Raw genomic sequence first — 14,680 nt, forward strand, 5'->3', positions numbered from 1 at the left:
ATTTATGAGGCGCCCGGACGGGCGTGGCGTGCCTGTCCCGCCGGTCCCAGGGCGAGCAGGAACACCGCCCCTCCCCCGGGCCTCGGGCGGGCGGTGAGCGTCCCGCCGTGCGCTGCGGCGATCTCCCGGACCAGGGACAGGCCGATGCCCGAGCCGCCCCCGCGCGAACGGAACCGTTCGGTCAGTTCGGGCAGCTCCTCGGCCGCCACGCCCGGCCCCCGGTCGGCCACGGCCACCGTGTGGCCGCGCACGCTGACGTCGATCTCCGCGCCGCCGTGCGGATCGCCCGGGGAGCGCCCGTGGCGCAGGGCGTTGTCGAGGAGGTTGCGCACGGCGACGCGCGTCAGGGCGGGGTCGGCGTCCACCACCGCCTCGTCCAGGCGCAGCGTCAGCGTGAGCCGGGCGGGCGGCAGCTCGCCGCAGGCGTCCTCGACGAGTTGGTCGAGGCGCAGCGGCACCGGACTGAAGGAGGCGGCGGAGTCCTGGAGCCGGCCCCGGGTCAGCACGTTCTCCACGACGTCGGTCAGCCGGTCGGTGGCGCGTCGGATGCGCGGCAGATGGGTGGGCAGGTTCCCCGGGTCCGTCCCCGCCACGTCCATCGAGCTCCGCATGATCGCCACGGGGGTGCGCAGCTCGTGCGCGGCGTCGGCGAGCAGCCGCTCCTGGGCCTCCAGGGCCTGCCACGCGGGCCGCAGGCTGCGCCCCGACAGCAGGTGGCCGGTGAAGGCGGCGAGGAGGGTGAGCACCCCGGAGCCGGTGAGGACCGCGTACGTCAGACGGGTGTGCTCGGCCATGCGCAGGCCCGGGTCCCCGATGACGACGACGGCGCCCGTCGTCTCCTGGGTCTCGTCGTGGTAGAAGGGCCGCGCCACGGCGTAGGCGGTCCGGTCGCCGGCGGGGACCTCCTCGCGGAGGGTGACGTCCTCGTCCATGGCGGTACGGGCCAGGGCGGCGATCCGTTCGTCGGAGACGGCGACGGACCGGCTGCCGGAGGTGAAGACCCGGTCGAGGGCGCCGGGGCCGGCCGCCCGCGCCCCGGCTCCCGCGGGCCGCTCGGTGTCCGCCCGGGGTCCGGCTCCCGCGGGCCGCTCGGTGGCCGCCCGGGGTCCGGCGGAGCCCGGGCGGCCGGGGCCGGAGTCCGCGACGCCGGTGGCGGACGCGCCGATCCTGGTGGGCCGGAGCAGGACGAAGACCTGGTGGCGGCCCCGGGTGGACTCGTCGTCGCGGAGGCCGTCGAGCTGGACGCCCTCGTCGGTGTAGTAGATCAGCGAGGTGCTGACGGTCGCGTGCCGGCGCATCTCGTCGAACTCGGCGGCCTGCCAGGAGCGGCCGTCCGTGTGGATCACCAGCCAGGACAGCACGCTCACCCCGACGAGGGTGGTGAGCGTGTACGCGAGGGTGAGCCGCAGCTGCAGTCGGCGCAGTCTGCGCCGCGGCCCGGCGGCCCGGTCCCGGTCGGTCACGCGCTGCCCTCGGCCGGGCCGCCCAGCAGGAACCCGTGGCCCCGGACGGTCCGGATCAGCGGTGGGGAGCCGAGCTTGCGGCGGAGTCCGGCCATCACCGCGTCGACCACGTTGGACACCGGGTCGGCCATCTCGTCCCAGCAGTGCTCGACGAGCGCGGTGCGGGTGACGACGTTCTGCCGGTGGACCAGGAGGTGGTGCAGGACGGCGTACTCCTTGGGGGTCAGCGAGAGCAGGATCCCGTTCCGGCGGACCTCCCTGCGGGCGCCGTCGAGTTCGAGGTCCGCGTGGGTGAGGTGGACGGGCAGGCGGCCCGGGGCGCGCCGGGCGAGGCTGCCGACGCGCATGACCAGCTCGACCATGGCGAAGGGCTTGGCGAGGTAGTCGTCGGCTCCCGCGCGGAAGCCCTCGACCCGGTCCGGGAGGGCGTGGAGGGCGGTCAGACAGAGGACGGGGGTGGACCAGCCCGCGCGGCGGCGGGCGTCGAGCGCGCGGAGGGTGTCCCCGGAGGGGACGAGCCGGTCCAGGACGACGCAGTCGTACTCCGTGAGGTCGAGCAGGTAGTCCGCCTGCGGCCAGTCGGCGACCGCGTCGACGGCGTATCCGGCGTCCTTCAGGCCGGCCTCGACGAGCTCGCGGAGGTCGGTCTCGTCCTCGACGAGGAGTACGCGCATCTGGTGCCGCCTTGCGGTTTCGCGCCGACGCCCCGGGGGCGCAGGCAGGACGAGCGCCCCGCGGAGGGGCGGCCGCGACGGCCGCGAGGAGCGGGACGGGAAGTCATATTAATCAGGCCAGTCGAACGGATCTTCACGGTGCGTGGCCGGATTCCGCCGGAGGGCCGGTCGGCCGGACGGGCGACGGGGCAGGGACCGCCGGTCGGCCGCACGGGCGGCGGGACAGCGCAGCGGTCCGCCGTCACGGGCGGCGGGGCGGCACAGTCGGTCCGCCGCTCGCACGGCGCCGGGGCCGCCGTCGGGGCCCGGAGGCCGACGTCCGTTTCGTTCAAGACCCGTCGGGAACGCCGTGCCTACCGTGGCGTCATGGACACAGCACCTGACCCCACCCCCCGTCTCGACCTCGTCGGCGTCGTCGTCTCCGACATGGCCGCCTCGCTCGCCTTCTACCGCCGCCTCGGCCTGGAGATCCCGGACGACGCCGACTCCGCCCCGCACGTGGAGGTGGCGCTGCCCGGCGGGTTGCGGATCGCCTGGGACACCGAGGAGGTCGTGCGCTCCTTCGACCCCGGGTGGCAACGGCCCGAGGGCGGGAACCGGATCGAGCTCGCCTTCCGGTGCGCCTCGCCGGGGGCCGTGGACACGGTGTACGGGGAGCTGGTCGCCGCCGGGTACCGGGGGCATCTGAAGCCCTGGGACGCCGTCTGGGGCCAGCGCTACGCCGTGGTCCTCGACCCGGACGGGTCAGGGGTCTCGCTGTTCGCCGACGCCGCCACGGACGCCGCATAGGCCCCCGGGGTCGTACCGGCGAGCGCGCGGGTCTCGCGGACGAGGTGGGCCTGGTCCGCGCAGCCCGCGCGGAGCGCGGCCTCGGCCTGGGGCACGCCGGCCAGGACCAGGGCGAGGGCGCGCTGGAGCCGGAGGACGCGGGCGAGGGTCTTGGGACCGTACCCGAAGGCGTCCAGCGAGCGCCGGTGCAGTTGCCGGGCGCCGAGCCCGACCGCGTCGGCCGTCTCGGCGACCGCCCGGCCCGCCGCGAGCCGCGCCACGACGGCCCGGAGCAGCGGGTCGGGCGCGGGGGCCCCGGCGGCCCGGCGGCGTACGAGCGCGTCCAGGGCGGCCGCCGGGTCGGGGGCCTCCGTGATCCGTTCGCCGAGCCGTCGCGCCTCGGCCTCGCCCCAGAGGGCGCCGAGGGCGATCCGCCGGTCGCGGAGTTCGTGGGCCGGTACGCCGAGGAAGCCGGGCGCGTCACCGGGGGCGAAGCGGATTCCGGCGTACCGCGCGGCGGTCTCGGCCGGCGGGTACGCGTGGGTGTCGGGTCCGGCGACGAGGAGGTGGCCTTCGGCCCAGATCAGGTCCATGCAGCCGTCGGGCAGGACCGGCCGGGTGCCCTCCGTGGCGGGGGCGGCGGTCCGGGTCCACAGGACGGCTCCGTCGAGCAGGGCGGGGCGCTCCTCGTACACCCCTCCAACCTAGCGGTACGGCCTCAGTCCTTCTCCCAGCCGGAGTGGAGGCGGGCCTTCACGTCGTCCGGGGGCAGGAACCTCGACCAGCGCTCGGGGAACTCGGAGGGCATGTCCGGGTCGTCCTCGTCGACGTCGTCCGCCTCGGCCCGGACCCGGGCGACGAGCTCCGCCGCCTGCACGGCGCGGGCCCGCTCGTTGGCCTCGCGGGCCGCGGCCGTGGCGACGGAGGGCCAGACGCGGTCGATGGCCGCGTTCACGGCGGCGCCGACGAGGACGGCGAAGGCCGAGATGCCGATCCAGAGGAGGACGGCGATGGGGGCGGCGAGGGAGCCGTAGATCGTCGGGCCCTCGACCTGGCTGGTGAGGTAGATGCGCAGCAGGAAGCTGCCGAGCACCCACATCCCGAGCGCGACGAGGGCGCCGGGGATGTCCTCGATCCAGGGCGATCTCACCGGCACGGACACGTGGTAGAGCGTGGTGAGGAAGGCGATGGAGAGCAGGATGACGGCCGGCCAGTACAGGACGGACACGACCTCCGTGCCCCACGGGACGAGCTCGACCACCCGGTCGGGGCCGACGACCGCGAGGGGCAGCACGACGGCGCCGATGAGCAGGGCCACGATGTACAGCAGGAAGGCGAGCAGCCTGGTCTTCACGATGCCGCGGTGGCCGTCGAGTCCGTACATGACGGTGATGGTGTCGATGAAGACGTTCACCGCGCGCGAGCCGGACCAGAGGGCGATGGCGAAGCCGAGGGAGATCAGGTCGGCCCGTTTGCCCTGGGTCACGTCGTCCAGGATCGGTTTGGCGATGTCCTCGACGCCCCGGTCGGAGAGGACCGTTCCGGCGGCGCGGAGGATGTTCTCCTGGATGCTCGCCACGGTGTCCGTGTTCGTCCAGTCGTCGGCGTAGCCGAGGAGGGCGATCAGACCGAGGAGCAGCGGCGGCAGGGACAGCAGGGTGAAGAACGCGGCCTCGGCGGCGAGGCCGAGGATCCGGTACTCGATGCACGAGTTGACGGTGTCCTTGAGGAGCAGCCAGACCATCTTCCGCTTCGAGACGTTGCGGTAGAGGACGCGCGCGCGGTGGAGCCTGCTCCAGGGCCGCCGCTCGGGCCGTTCGGGTGTTTCGCTTGCTGCCTGCACCTGCTTACCGTATCGGCATGGCAGCGACCACCCACACCGTGACCAACCAGCCTCCTCCCCTGGTGGGACACGACGTCTTCACGAGCGATCGGGCGCTGGCGGAGGCGGTCGAACGGCACCTCGCGCCGGAGGTCCTGACGGAGGCCCGGGAGGAGCTGGTCGTCCTCGGCCGGGCCGCCGGTTCGGCGCAGGTCCAGGAGTGGGGGGCGCGCGCGAACGAGAACCCGCCGCGGCTGCGGACCCACGACCGGTACGGCCACCGCGTCGACGAGGTCGACTTCGACCCTGCCTGGCACCGGCTGCTCGGCAAGTCGGTGGAGGCCGGACTCACCGACGCGTGGGGCCGTCCGGGTGGTCATGTGCGGCGGGCCGCCGGGTTCCTGGTCATGTCCCAGGTGGAGGCGGGGCACGGCTGTCCCGTGTCGATGACCCACGCCGCCGTGCCCGCGCTCCGCACCGAGCCGGAGCTCGCGGAGGTCTGGGAGCCGGCGGCCACCTCGCACGTGTACGAGCGGGCGCTGGGCACGGTCGCGGAGAAGCCGGGCGTCCTGCTCGGGATGGCCATGACGGAGAAGCAGGGCGGCAGTGACGTCCGGGCGAACACGACGGAGGCGCGCCCGCTCGCGGCCGACGGGGAGTACGCCCTGACGGGGCACAAGTGGTTCTGTTCGGCCCCGATGTCGGACGCCTTCCTGGTCCTGGCACAGGCCCCGGCGGGCCTCACCTGCTTCCTGGTGCCCCGGGTCCTCGCGGACGGTTCGCGCAACGCCTTCGCGATCCAGCGGCTCAAGGACAAGCTGGGGAACCGTTCGAACGCCTCCGCCGAGGTGGAGTTCGACGGGACGACGTGGGCGCGCCGGGTCGGCGAGGAGGGGCGCGGGCTGCGCTCGATCATGGGCATGGTCGCGGCGACGCGGCTGGACTGCGTCCTCGGTTCGGCGGCGCTGATGCGGCAGGCGGTGGCGCAGGCCCTGCACCACTGCGCGTACCGCGACGCGTTCGGCGGGCCGCTGATCGAGAAGCCGCTGATGCGGAACGTCCTCGCCGACCTGGCCCTGGAGTCGGAGGCGGCGACGGTCCTGGCCATGCGTCTCGCATCAGCCCAGGACGCCGCCGAGACCGCCGGCGGCAGCGAAGCCGAACGGGAGCGCGCTTTGCTCCGTATGGCCGTGCCGGCGGCGAAGTACTGGGTCACCAAGCGGTGTACGCCGATGGTCGCGGAGGCCCTGGAGTGCCTGGGCGGCAACGGGTACGTGGAGGAGTCGGGGATGCCCCGGCTGCTGCGGGAGTCGCCGCTCAACTCGGTCTGGGAGGGCTCGGGGAACGTGCAGGCGCTCGACGTGGTGCGGGCGCTGCGGACCGAGCCCGCCGCGCTCGACGCGCTGCTGCGGGAGGTCGGGGCGGCGCGGGGCGCGGACCACCGGCTCGACCGGGCGATCCGGGGGCTCCTGGTCGAACTGGCGGACCTGGAGGGGATCGAGGCGCGGGCGCGGCGGCTGACGGAGCGGCTGGCGCTCGTCCTCCAGGGGGCGCTGCTGGTGCGGTGGGCGCCGCCGGAGGTCGCGGACGCGTTCTGCGCGGCGCGGCTGGGCGGGGACGGGGGCGCGGCGTTCGGGACGCTGCCGCACACCCTGGACCTGCGGGCGCTGGTGGAACGGGCGCGGGTGGAGGCCTGAGGGAGACGACCGGGCGCGCGCCGGGGTCGCGGGCGGAGGCCTGAGGGAGACGACCGGGCGCGTCCGCGGAGAGGGCGACCGGGCGCGCGTCCGAGGGGCGTGCGCCGGGGTCGCGGGAAGCTGTCCCGCGCGCACCAGGGGTGGACCGCAGGGGGTCGGCGCGCGCGGAAAAGCGGGGGTGGTGCTGCGCCGACACGGCACCACCCGCCGCTCTCACCAGCTTCCCCCAGGGGGCCCCTCGGCGAACAGAGTTGCAAAGGGTTGCAGGATTACCCGAACCGGGCCTCGCCGGGCGGTTCCGAACGGCACGATGGGCACCGACACTCCGGACATCTGCCCTGTGCAGAACCGATACAGCACCCCGGGTGGCTGGGAGAGACCGATGAAGAACACGCAGCTCGACATGAAGCGCCTCGCCACCATGGACGCCGCCCAGGCCACTCGGCTGCTGCACCGGGTCCGCGAGGAGACCCTGGCGGGCCGTACGCCTCCGATCGCCCCCCGCCCCGTGATCGACGCGTCCTGGCAGCGGATGGCCCGGCTCGGGCTCGACCCCGACCAGGGCACGAACAGTGTGCTGCTGCAGCGGGACGAGCTGGAGGAGCGGCGCAGGACCACGCTCCTCTCCGAGGTCATGCAGACGCTGAGCCGCGGACTGGCCGGCATCGCCGACACCTCCCTGCAGATCATGGTGGTCACCGACGAGCACGGCCGGGTGCTGTGGCGGCAGGGGAACCTCTCGGTCCTGCGGCAGGCGAACGGCATCTGTCTGGAGGAGGGCGCGGCCTGGACCGAGCACGCCACCGGCACCAACGCGGTCGGGACGGCCCTCGCCATGGGGCGGGCGGTGCAGGTGCACTCCGCCGAGCACTACCTGCACACGCTCCACAACTGGACCTGCGCCGCCGCGCCCGTGCACGATCCGCGCGACCGGCGGCTGCTCGGCATCCTGGACGTGAGCGGCCCCGCGTCCACCTTCCATCCGGCGATGCTGGCCCTGGTCGGTTCGGTGGCCCAGCTCGCCGAGGCGGAGATGCGGGAGCGGCACCGCGGATCGGTGGAGCGGCTGCGCGCGGTCGCCGCGCCGATCCTCTGCCGGGTGGGGGGCCGGGCGATCGCCGTGGACACCCACGGCTGGACGGCGGCGGTGACGGGGCTCGCGCCGGTGGACCGGATCCCGCTGCCGAAGTCGTTCCGGTCCGGCCGGATGTGGCTGCCCTCGCTCGGGGTGTGCGCGGTGGAGCCGCTGCCCGGCGGCTGGCTGCTGCGGGTCGAGGAGGAGACGCCGACCGAGGAGCCGGGCGCGGCGGCGGCGAGCCGGGTGGTGCTCGACCTGAGCCGGCCGCGCCGCTGGACGGTGTCCGTCTCGGGGGCGGCGGGCAGCTGGCAGCAGGAGCTGAGTCCCCGGCACGCGGAGCTCCTCTATGTACTGGCGGTGCACCGGGACGGGCGGACGGCCGCGGAGCTGGCGGACGACGTCTTCGGGGACCGGACGCGGACGGTGACCGTACGGGCGGAGATGTCCCGGGTGCGCCGGAACCTGGCCGGGGTCCTGGCGCACCGCCCGTACCGCTTCCGCGAGGAGGTCGCGGTGGAGGTCCTGCGCCCGGAGCGCCCGGCGGACCTGCTGCCCCACTCGCTGGCGCCGGCGGTACGGGCGGGGGCGCCCGGGTAGCGGCCCGGTCCGGACGTGTCCACCATGCGGACGGCCGTCCTGCCGGGGGCCCGCGGGGCGGGGCCCGCTATGGGAATCCGGCGCTCCGCATGATGCGATGACCCCATGAGCATCACTCTCACCACCTGGTCCCTCGAACAGACCTCGCCGGCCGACCTGGTCCCCGCCACCCCGCCGGAGGGCGACGACATCGCGGTCCGGCGCGCCGAGGTGCCCTCGGCGGAGTTCAGCCGCTTCCTCTACACCGCGGTCGGCGGCGACATCCGCTGGGCCGACCGGCTGTCGCTGACCTACAAGCAGTGGCAGGAGATCGTGGAGAAGCCGGGCGCCGAGATCTGGGTGGCGTACGACAGGGGGACGCCGGCCGGGTACGTGGAGCTGGACCCGCAGGACGACGGCACGGTGGAGATCGTCTACTTCGGCCTGATCCCGGCCTTCCGGGGACGCCGCATCGGCGGCCACCTCCTCTCGTACGGGGTGGCCCGGGCCTGGGACCTGGCCGAGCGGTGGCCGGAGCGCGAGGCGACGAAGCGCGTCTGGCTGCACACCTGCTCGCTCGACGGGCCGCACGCCATGGCCAATTACGAGCGGCGCGGCTTCCGGCTGTTCGACACCAAGGTCGAGGAGACCGAGGAGACCGAGACGCCCGGTCCGTGGCCGGGCGCCCACGCCTGAGTCCACCGAGAACCACCGAAGGGGCCCTGGTCAGGGCCCCTTTCGCGTGACCCACACCACACCATCTCGACAAGCGAGACGACTATGTCCGCATCCTGGACGATGCTGGACTGGGTCCAAAGTCCCATGACACGCTTCCGTCATGTCTGGAACTGGAATTGCCTTGGTGAGTCGGCGGCACGTCGACCTGGGCCGTATGTCCAGCGCCATCTGTCCGGTGCGCTGAGAGAACCAGCACCGCCGCGATCTCCTTTCAGTACGACTCTGCCCCGCCCTGCTGCGCACTGACGCGCCACCCTCCGACCTGAGCGCCAGTGTGCAGGTCAGAGCCGCCCTCTCGCAGTCCCGAAGGACAAAACGCCATGGCCGCCACCCCGGAAAACCCCACCCCCGCCGCCGCCCGCCGCAAGGCCGGGCGCCACCGTGGCGAGGGTCAGTGGGCCGTGGGGCACTTCACCCCCCTGAACGGCAATGAGCAGTTCAAGAAGGACGACGACGGTCTCAACGTACGGACACGTATTGAGACGGTCTACTCGAAGCGCGGTTTCGACTCCATCGACCCCAACGACCTGCGCGGACGCATGCGCTGGTGGGGCCTCTACACCCAGCGCAAGCAGGGTCTGGACGGCACCAAGACGGGCGTTCTGGAGCCGGAGGAGCTGGACGACGAGTACTTCATGCTCCGCGTCCGCATCGACGGCGGCCGGCTGACCACCGAGCAGCTGCGGGTCATCGGCGAGATCTCCGAGGAGTTCGCCCGGGGCACGGCCGACATCACCGACCGGCAGAACGTCCAGTACCACTGGATCCGCATCGAGGACGTGCCCGAGATCTGGAACCGCCTGGAGGCGGTCGGCCTGTCCACCACCGAGGCCTGCGGCGACACCCCGCGCGTCATCCTCGGCTCCCCCGTGGCCGGCATCGCGGCGAACGAGATCATCGACGGCACGCCCGCCATCGACGAGATCTACCGCAGGATCGTCGGCAACAAGGACTTCTCCAACCTGCCCCGCAAGTTCAAGTCCGCGATCTCCGGCTCGCCGCTCCTCGACGTGGCGCACGAGATCAACGACATCGCCTTCGTGGGCGTGCACCACCCGGAGCACGGCCCCGGCTTCGACGTCTGGGTCGGCGGCGGTCTCTCCACCAACCCCAAGCTCGGCGTCCGCCTCGGCACCTGGGTCTCCCTCGACGAGGTCCCGGACATCTACGAGGGCGTCATCTCGATCTTCCGCGACTACGGCTACCGCCGGCTGCGCAACCGCGCCCGCCTGAAGTTCCTCGTCGCCGACTGGGGCCCGGAGAAGTTCCGCCAGGTCCTGGAGGACGAGTACCTCCACCGCAAGCTGACCGACGGCCCCGCCCCCGAGCAGCCCGCCGGCCGCTGGCGCGACCACGTCGGTGTGCACCGGCAGAAGGACGGCAGGTTCTACGTCGGCTTCGCGCCCCGCGTCGGCCGCGTCGACGGCGCCACCCTGACGAAGATCGCCGCCGTCGCCGAGGCCCACGGCTCCGGCCAGGTCCGCACCACCGCCGAGCAGAAGATGCTCGTCCTCGACGTCGAGGAGGCGCAGGTCGAATCGATCGTCGCCGCTCTGGAGGCGCTGGACCTGCGCGTCACCCCCTCGCCGTTCCGGCGCGGCACCATGGCCTGCACCGGCATCGAGTTCTGCAAGCTCGCGATCGTCGAGACCAAGGCGCGCGGCGCCTCGCTCATCGATGAACTGGAGCGCCGCGTGCCGGAGTTCGACGAGCCGCTGACGATCAACATCAACGGCTGCCCAAACGCCTGCGCCCGCATCCAGGTCGCGGACATCGGCCTCAAGGGACAGCTGGTCCTGGACGACGAGGGCAACCGCGTCGAGGGCTACCAGGTGCACCTGGGCGGCGCGCTCGGCCTGGAGGCCGGCTTCGGCCGCAAGGTCCGCGGCCTCAAGGTCACCGCGACCGAGCTCCCCGACTACGTGGAGCGGGTCCTCAAGCGCTTCCAGGCGGAGCGCGAGACCGGCGAGCGCTTCGCCACCTGGGCGGCCCGCGCCTCCGAGGAGGCGCTGTCATGAGCGAGCGTGCCGCACCGTTCCACTGCCCCTATTGCGGCGACGAGGACCTGCGTCCGAACGAGCAGGGTCACGGCGCCTGGGAATGCGCCGCGTGCAGCCGAGCCTTCCAGCTGAAGTTCCTGGGGCTGCTCGCCCCCGGGACTTCGGGCAACACCCCTGGAAGGGACGAGATATGACGATCGCCCAGGACGTCACCACGGCCGACCTCAAGGCACTCGCCGAACAGGCCGGCCGCGATCTAGAGGACGCCTCCCCGCTGGAGATCCTCCGGTGGGCCGCCGACGCCTTCGGCGAGGACTTCTGCGTCACCTCTTCCATGGAGGACGCGGTCGTCGCCCACCTCGCCTCCCGGGTCCGGCCCGGCGTGGACGTCGTCTTCCTGGACACCGGCTACCACTTCGAGGAGACCATCGGCACCCGCGACGCCGTGGACGCCGTCATGGACGTCCACGTCATCACCCTGACGCCGCGACGGACCGTGGCCGAGCAGGACGCCGAGCACGGTCCGAGGCTGCACGACCGCGACCCCGACCTGTGCTGCGCGCTGCGGAAGGTCAAGCCCCTGGAAGAGGGCCTGACCCGCTACCGCGCCTGGGCGACGGGCCTGCGCCGCGACGAGTCCCCGACCCGGGCGAACACCCCGGTCGTCGGCTGGGACGAGAAGCGCCGCAAGGTCAAGGTCTCCCCCATCGCCCGCTGGACGCAGGACGACGTCGACGCGTACGTCACGGAGCACGGCGTCCTCACCAACCCGCTCCTCATGGACGGGTACGCCTCCGTCGGCTGCGCCCCCTGCACCCGCCGCGTCCTGGAGGGCGAGGACGCCCGCGCCGGACGCTGGGCGGGCCGGGGCAAGACCGAGTGCGGACTGCACGGCTGATGACGACGACCCCCCACCCCTCTTCAGAGACCTCCCGGGAGAACCACGTGACCGGTGCCACCATCTGGCTCACCGGCCTGCCGAGCGCCGGCAAGACCACCATCGCGTACGAGCTGGCGGGCCGGCTGCGCGACGAGGGCCACCGTGTCGAGATCCTCGACGGCGACGAGATCCGCGAGTTCCTCTCGGCGGGCCTCGGCTTCACCCGCGAGGACCGGCACACCAACGTGCAGCGGATCGGCTTCGTCGCCGAACTGCTCGCCTCGCACGGCACGCAGGTCCTGGTCCCGGTCATCGCGCCGTACGCCGACAGCCGCGAGGCCGTCCGCAAGCGGCACCACGCCGAGGGCACCGCCTTCGTCGAGGTGCACGTGGCCACGCCGGTGGAGGTCTGCTCCGTCCGTGACGTGAAGGGGCTCTACGCCAAGCAGGCCGCGGGCGAGATCAGCGGGCTCACCGGCGTCGACGACCCGTACGAGGCACCCGAGACGCCCGATCTGCGGATCGAGTCCCAGAACCAGACCGTGCAGGAGTCCGCGGCGCAGCTCCACGCGCTGCTCACCGAGAAGGGTCTGCTGTGACCACTGTCGCTCATGTCCACGACACCACGGGCAGCCCGTTCGCGCTGTCGCACCTGGACTCCCTGGAGTCCGAGGCCGTCCACATCTTCCGTGAGGTGGCGGGGGAGTTCGAGCGGCCGGTGATCCTCTTCTCCGGCGGCAAGGACTCCATCGTCATGCTGCACCTGGCGCTGAAGGCCTTCGCCCCGGCGCCGGTCCCCTTCACGCTGCTGCACGTCGACACCGGACACAACTTCCCCGAGGTCCTGGAGTACCGCGACCGCGTCGTCGCCCGGCACGGCCTGCGGCTGCACGTCGCCTCCGTGCAGGAGTACATCGACGCCGGCAAGCTGCGCGAGCGCCCCGACGGCACCCGCAACCCGCTGCAGACCGTGCCGCTGACCGAGGCGATCCAGCAGCACCGCTTCGACGCCGTCTTCGGCGGCGGTCGCCGCGACGAGGAGAAGGCCCGCGCCAAGGAGCGGGTGTTCAGCCTCCGCGACGAGTTCTCGCAGTGGGACCCGCGCCGCCAGCGCCCCGAGCTGTGGCAGCTCTACAACGGCCGGCACGCGCCCGGCGAGCACGTCCGGGTCTTCCCGCTCTCCAACTGGACCGAGCTCGACGTCTGGCAGTACATCCAGCGCGAGAAGATCGACCTCCCGGAGATCTACTTCGCCCACGAGCGCGAGGTGTTCGCCCGCGCCGGCATGTGGCTGACGGCCGGCGACTGGGGCGGCCCCAAGGAGTCCGAGACGGTCGAGACGCGGCTGATCCGCTACCGCACCGTCGGTGACATGTCCTGCACCGGCGCCGTCGACTCCGACGCCACCACGCTGGACGCCGTCATCGCCGAGATCGCCGCCTCCCGTCTCACCGAGCGGGGCGCGACCCGCGCCGACGACAAGATGTCCGAGGCCGCGATGGAAGACCGCAAGCGCGAAGGGTACTTCTAATGAGCACGTCCACCGAGCAGCTGTCCGAGCAGCTGGCGGCCACCACCCTGCTGCGCTTCGCCACCGCCGGCTCCGTCGACGACGGCAAGTCCACCCTGGTGGGCCGGCTCCTGCACGACTCCAAGTCGGTCCTCGCCGACCAGCTGGAGGCCGTGGAGCACGCCTCGCGCTCCCGGGGCCAGGAGGCGCCCGACCTGGCGCTCCTGACCGACGGTCTGCGGGCCGAGCGCGAGCAGGGCATCACCATCGACGTGGCCTACCGCTACTTCGCGACGCCCCGCCGCCGCTTCATCCTCGCCGACACCCCCGGGCACGTGCAGTACACCCGGAACATGGTCACCGGCGCCTCCACCGCCGAACTGGCCGTGGTCCTCGTCGACGCCCGCAACGGCGTCGTCGAGCAGACCCGCCGGCACGCCGCCGTCGCCGCGCTGCTCCGCGTCCCGCACGTGGTCCTGGCCGTGAACAAGATGGACCTGGTCGACTACCGGGAGCCCGTCTTCGCCGCGATCGCCGAGGAGTTCACGACGTACGCCTCCGAGCTCGGCGTCCCGGAGATCACCGCGATCCCGATCTCGGCGCTCGCCGGCGACAACGTCGTGGAGCCCTCCGCGAACATGGACTGGTACGGCGGCCCGACGGTCCTCGAACACCTGGAGACCGTCCCGGTCAGCCACGACCTGAGGGCCTGCCACGCGCGGTTCCCCGTGCAGTACGTGATCCGCCCGCAGACCGCCGAGCACCCCGACTACCGGGGCTACGCCGGTCAGATCGCGGCCGGTGCCTTCCGGGTCGGCGAGCAGGTCACCGTCCTGCCCTCGGGGAGGACCTCCACGATCGCCGGCATCGACGCGCTCGGCGAGTCGGTGGACATCGCCTGGGCCCCGCAGTCGGTCACGATCCGGCTCGCCGACGACATCGACGTCTCGCGCGGCGACCTGCTCGCCCCGAGCGGTGACGCACCGGCCACCACCCAGGACATCGAGGCGACGGTCTGCCACGTGGCGGACCATCCCCTCGCCGTCGGCCAGCGGGTGCTGCTCAAGCACACCACCCGCACGGTCAAGGCGATCGTCAAGGAGATCCCCTCGCGGCTGACCCTGGACGATCTCTCCCAGCACCCGGACCCGGGTCAGCTGGTCGCCAACGACATCGGCCGTGTCGTGGTGCGCACGGCCGAGCCGCTCGCGCTCGACGCGTACGCGGATTCGCGCCGTACCGGTTCGTTCCTGCTGATCGACCCGGCGGACGGCACCACGCTCGCGGCGGGCATGGCGGGCGAGTCCTTCGCCACCGCCAAGGCCGTCGCGGTCGTCGCGGACGAGGAAGGGTGGGACTTCTAGATCATGGTCACCGACATCTACTCGACCTTCGCGAAGGAGGGTGGCCGCGTAGGCAGCGGCACCCTCGGCAGCGGCCAGGGAGGGGTGGCGCGATGTGCGCGATGACGTAC

General features: G+C 73.0%; 15 protein-coding genes. 11 read left to right on the plus strand and 4 right to left on the minus strand.

What is annotated here, in order from left to right; all coding sequences use genetic code 11:
- Positions 1–2: 2 nt before the first annotated feature.
- A complete protein-coding gene (locus tag ABT129_RS25160) occupies positions 3–1,463 on the minus strand; it encodes a sensor histidine kinase (protein ID WP_351905715.1) in 1,461 nt (486 codons plus the stop codon).
- On the minus strand, positions 1,460–2,137 hold the full coding sequence (locus ABT129_RS25165) for a response regulator transcription factor (protein WP_351905718.1): 678 nt from the start codon (positions 2,135–2,137) through the stop codon (positions 1,460–1,462). Before ABT129_RS25165 ends, ABT129_RS25160 begins: the two co-directional genes overlap by 4 nt.
- A 366-nt stretch (positions 2,138–2,503) precedes the next feature.
- On the opposite strand from ABT129_RS25165, the gene ABT129_RS25170 reads away from it, so the two are divergent.
- Positions 2,504–2,926, plus strand: coding sequence for a VOC family protein (locus ABT129_RS25170; protein WP_351905720.1), 423 nt, complete (start codon positions 2,504–2,506; stop codon positions 2,924–2,926).
- On the opposite strand, the gene ABT129_RS25175 is transcribed toward ABT129_RS25170, so the two are convergent.
- Entirely contained in the window at positions 2,854–3,600 is a 747-nt protein-coding gene (locus ABT129_RS25175; protein ID WP_351905723.1) for a helix-turn-helix domain-containing protein, read from the minus strand. The two genes, ABT129_RS25170 and ABT129_RS25175, sit on opposite strands and share 73 nt — an antisense overlap.
- A gap of 23 nt (positions 3,601–3,623) precedes the next feature.
- Entirely contained in the window at positions 3,624–4,748 is a 1,125-nt protein-coding gene (locus tag ABT129_RS25180; RefSeq protein WP_351905726.1) for a YihY/virulence factor BrkB family protein, read from the minus strand.
- A 17-nt stretch (positions 4,749–4,765) separates the two neighbouring features.
- Between ABT129_RS25180 and ABT129_RS25185 the strand changes: the two genes are divergently transcribed.
- From ABT129_RS25185 to ABT129_RS25230, 10 genes are all read left to right on the plus strand, one after another.
- Entirely contained in the window at positions 4,766–6,424 is a 1,659-nt protein-coding gene (locus ABT129_RS25185; RefSeq protein ID WP_351905729.1) for an acyl-CoA dehydrogenase family protein, read from the plus strand.
- Between the two features lie 382 nt (positions 6,425–6,806).
- Positions 6,807–8,099, plus strand: a complete 1,293-nt coding sequence (locus tag ABT129_RS25190) for a GAF domain-containing protein (RefSeq protein WP_351905732.1) — start codon at positions 6,807–6,809, stop codon at positions 8,097–8,099.
- A 105-nt stretch (positions 8,100–8,204) separates the two neighbouring features.
- A complete protein-coding gene (locus tag ABT129_RS25195) occupies positions 8,205–8,774 on the plus strand; it encodes a GNAT family N-acetyltransferase (RefSeq protein WP_351905735.1) in 570 nt (189 codons plus the stop codon).
- A 142-nt stretch (positions 8,775–8,916) separates the two neighbouring features.
- The gene (locus ABT129_RS25200; protein ID WP_349817346.1) at positions 8,917–9,000 is read left to right on the plus strand and encodes a putative leader peptide; all 84 of its coding nucleotides are present in this window, start codon (positions 8,917–8,919) and stop codon (positions 8,998–9,000) included.
- Positions 9,001–9,136: 136 nt separating this feature from the next.
- Positions 9,137–10,834 carry a nitrite/sulfite reductase gene (locus ABT129_RS25205; RefSeq protein WP_351905738.1) on the plus strand — a complete coding sequence of 566 codons (1,698 nt, stop codon included), beginning with the start codon at positions 9,137–9,139 and terminating at the stop codon, positions 10,832–10,834.
- A complete protein-coding gene (locus tag ABT129_RS25210) occupies positions 10,831–11,010 on the plus strand; it encodes a hypothetical protein (protein ID WP_351905741.1) in 180 nt (59 codons plus the stop codon). The genes ABT129_RS25205 and ABT129_RS25210 overlap by 4 nt, the downstream gene beginning before the upstream one ends.
- Positions 11,007–11,714: a phosphoadenylyl-sulfate reductase gene (locus ABT129_RS25215; protein ID WP_351905744.1), complete on the plus strand. Its 708-nt coding sequence runs from the start codon at positions 11,007–11,009 to the stop codon at positions 11,712–11,714. Before ABT129_RS25210 ends, ABT129_RS25215 begins: the two co-directional genes overlap by 4 nt.
- Positions 11,714–12,295 (plus strand): adenylyl-sulfate kinase, encoded by a 582-nt coding sequence (cysC, locus tag ABT129_RS25220; protein ID WP_351905747.1) that lies wholly within the window; start codon positions 11,714–11,716, stop codon positions 12,293–12,295. Before ABT129_RS25215 ends, cysC begins: the two co-directional genes overlap by 1 nt.
- Positions 12,292–13,227 (plus strand): sulfate adenylyltransferase subunit CysD, encoded by a 936-nt coding sequence (cysD, locus tag ABT129_RS25225; RefSeq protein ID WP_351905749.1) that lies wholly within the window; start codon positions 12,292–12,294, stop codon positions 13,225–13,227. The genes cysC and cysD overlap by 4 nt, the downstream gene beginning before the upstream one ends.
- Positions 13,227–14,570: a sulfate adenylyltransferase subunit 1 gene (locus tag ABT129_RS25230; RefSeq protein WP_351905752.1), complete on the plus strand. Its 1,344-nt coding sequence runs from the start codon at positions 13,227–13,229 to the stop codon at positions 14,568–14,570. Before cysD ends, ABT129_RS25230 begins: the two co-directional genes overlap by 1 nt.
- Positions 14,571–14,680: the final 110 nt, after the last annotated feature.

This window comes from Streptomyces sp. NPDC002057, assembly GCF_040296665.1.
Classification (GTDB): domain Bacteria; phylum Actinomycetota; class Actinomycetes; order Streptomycetales; family Streptomycetaceae; genus Streptomyces.

Coding starts and splice junctions, on each gene's coding strand:
- ABT129_RS25165 (WP_351905718.1), bottom strand. CDS start 2,137: ATGCGCGTACTCCTCGTCGAGGACGAGACCGACCTCCGCGAGCTCGTC.
- ABT129_RS25170 (WP_351905720.1), top strand. CDS start 2,504: ATGGACACAGCACCTGACCCCACCCCCCGTCTCGACCTCGTCGGCGTC.
- ABT129_RS25185 (WP_351905729.1), top strand. CDS start 4,766: ATGGCAGCGACCACCCACACCGTGACCAACCAGCCTCCTCCCCTGGTG.
- ABT129_RS25190 (WP_351905732.1), top strand. CDS start 6,807: ATGAAGAACACGCAGCTCGACATGAAGCGCCTCGCCACCATGGACGCC.
- ABT129_RS25195 (WP_351905735.1), top strand. CDS start 8,205: ATGAGCATCACTCTCACCACCTGGTCCCTCGAACAGACCTCGCCGGCC.
- ABT129_RS25200 (WP_349817346.1), top strand. CDS start 8,917: ATGTCTGGAACTGGAATTGCCTTGGTGAGTCGGCGGCACGTCGACCTG.
- ABT129_RS25205 (WP_351905738.1), top strand. CDS start 9,137: ATGGCCGCCACCCCGGAAAACCCCACCCCCGCCGCCGCCCGCCGCAAG.
- ABT129_RS25210 (WP_351905741.1), top strand. CDS start 10,831: ATGAGCGAGCGTGCCGCACCGTTCCACTGCCCCTATTGCGGCGACGAG.
- ABT129_RS25215 (WP_351905744.1), top strand. CDS start 11,007: ATGACGATCGCCCAGGACGTCACCACGGCCGACCTCAAGGCACTCGCC.
- cysC (WP_351905747.1), top strand. CDS start 11,714: ATGACGACGACCCCCCACCCCTCTTCAGAGACCTCCCGGGAGAACCAC.
- ABT129_RS25230 (WP_351905752.1), top strand. CDS start 13,227: ATGAGCACGTCCACCGAGCAGCTGTCCGAGCAGCTGGCGGCCACCACC.